Source organism: bacterium (assembly GCA_040753555.1).
In the GTDB taxonomy this organism is placed as follows: domain Bacteria; phylum UBA9089; class UBA9088; order UBA9088; family UBA9088; genus JBFLYE01.
Genome location: JBFMDZ010000304.1, coordinates 1 through 1,937 on the forward strand (window position 1 = coordinate 1; position 1,937 = coordinate 1,937).

Consider the following 1,937-nt stretch of genomic DNA (forward strand, 5'->3'; position numbering starts at 1 on the left):
TTTTGATGGTATTTAACAAAAAAATCTATAAAGGAAAAAAGAGATTATCTTTTTGTGATGTGTTTTTGATATAATATATCCTGTTTAGAGGTAATTCTGGACAAAGGTAGCGAAATATAGGAAATTAAAGACAATCTTAAGACAACCTGTGAAAAAGGAGAAATGAGTATGATAGGAATAATACTTGCTGTTCTTCTTTTATTGGTAACAATTCAAAGCACATTTTTCTTTCTTTCAGTGTTGAAGGTTGGATTTCTTGAATGGATTTTTTTCAATGGAGAAATGAAGAAAATATTTCTTTTTGTATTTTTGGGATGTATGGCATTTAGCCAAGGGACGCCTACATTTTTTGATGCTGTTTTAGCAATCAAAGACCAATCTATCTTAAAGGTAAATGTAGGGTTAGAAGAGGCAGAGGCGACATTAGATAAAGAAAAAATTGTTGAAATAGATGGCATTCTTAAAGATTTCTATCAAAAAGAGCCAAATAGCTTTATCTATCCATACCTCTTATCAAGGCTTTATTATAATGGATGGGCAAATTTCTTTGAAAAAGAAGAAAGCAATAAAGAAATAAAAAGACATTTAGTAATCTCTTTAGAATATGCAAAGGAATCAATTAAGCTAAATAAGGATTTTTCAGATTCCTACCGCATTGCAGGTGATATATATATGGAAGGCTAATATCTTTCAAGAACCCTGTATTTTATGGTATTATTTATGGAACAAGGGCAAAAGAGTTTATAGAAAAGGCAAAAAAATAGACCCAAATAATCCAGAGGTTTATCTTGCAGAGGGTAGAAATTATCTCTTTGCACCAGGCTTTGCAGGAGGAAGTAAGAAAAAGGCAATACTTTCATTTAAAAAAGCAATTGAGATTTTTCCAAACTATCATTGGAGTTATCTTTGGCTTGGACAGGCATACCTTGTAATAGGAGAGAAGGACAAGGCAATGGAACAATTCAAAAAAGCCCTCAATCTTTGCCCAATAAATTCTTGGGCAAAATATGAAATTGAAAGGCTAAAATGAAAAGGATAATTTTTGGTATTATTCTTTTCTTAAGCCCCTGTTTTGGAATTACTTGTGATGAAATTCTAAAAGGGGTTCAGGGCTTTATTCAAGCTCAAGATCAGGCTTTTTCTTCATATACCGCAAATGTAAGGGTAGAGATGAGCGGAGGGGATGAAAAGGAAAAGGGAACAATCTTTGCTACAGGAAGCGTTTCTTTTGAAAGACCCGATAAACTTACCACAAAGATAGATGAAATTAAAGGAGACATTAAGAAGGAAATTAAAAATAACAGCCTTTTTGAGCCGCTTCCTCCCTTTGATATGTATGATATCTTCAAAGAAAATCATCAATTTGAATACATTGGTGAAGAGGAAAGCCTTTATTTGCTTAAGGTTTTTCCAAAGAAAGAGGCAAGCGAGGCAGTCAAAGGAAGGGTTGGCATAAACAAGGAAGATTTTGCCATTTCTTTTGATGTGGAAACCCCTAATGTTAATCTTGGCTTATTCTCCTGTAAAATGAAAATGAAAGCAAGGTTTGTAGGGATTGATAAATGTTGGGTTCCTCAAGAGATGTTTATAGAAAACAAAATGAGGATGCTTCTAAAACGGATGGATATTAAAACCCAATGGTTCTTTGATGATTATAAGTTTTAAATGTGTTTATCTGTTTTTAAAGTTCATTTCCCCTTAATAGAAAATGGTATGCGTTTAGCTTTAATGGAACAAATGAAATCCGAAATTCGAAATTCGAAATCTTAAAACAAATTCAAATGACTAAAATTGAAAATTCAAAACAATATAATTTCCTATATTTCGCTACCTTTGTCCAGAATTACCTCTAAACAGGATATATTATATCAAAAACACATCACAAAAAGATAATCTCTTTTTTCCTTTATAGATTTTTTTGTTAAATACCATCAAAA

At 31.9% G+C, this 1,937-nt stretch carries 3 protein-coding genes; all 3 read left to right on the forward strand.

Features of this window, described 5'->3' with window-relative positions:
* The first annotated feature begins 168 nt into the window (after positions 1–168).
* The 3 genes from AB1630_12830 to AB1630_12840 are packed head-to-tail and all read left to right on the forward strand — an operon-like array spanning position 169 to position 1,665.
* The gene (locus tag AB1630_12830) at positions 169–684 is read left to right on the forward strand and encodes a hypothetical protein (protein ID MEW6104674.1); all 516 of its coding nucleotides are present in this window, start codon (positions 169–171) and stop codon (positions 682–684) included.
* Positions 662–1,030: a tetratricopeptide repeat protein gene (locus tag AB1630_12835; protein MEW6104675.1), complete on the forward strand. Its 369-nt coding sequence runs from the start codon at positions 662–664 to the stop codon at positions 1,028–1,030. The genes AB1630_12830 and AB1630_12835 overlap by 23 nt, the downstream gene beginning before the upstream one ends.
* Entirely contained in the window at positions 1,027–1,665 is a 639-nt protein-coding gene (locus AB1630_12840) for a hypothetical protein (GenBank protein MEW6104676.1), read from the forward strand. Before AB1630_12835 ends, AB1630_12840 begins: the two co-directional genes overlap by 4 nt.
* The last annotated feature ends 272 nt before the right edge of the window (positions 1,666–1,937 follow it).

Bases quoted from the DNA above. Each gene is read 5' to 3' on its own strand.
- AB1630_12830 (MEW6104674.1), top strand. From the start codon at position 169: ATGATAGGAATAATACTTGCTGTTCTTCTTTTATTGGTAACAATTCAA.
- AB1630_12840 (MEW6104676.1), top strand. From the start codon at position 1,027: ATGAAAAGGATAATTTTTGGTATTATTCTTTTCTTAAGCCCCTGTTTT.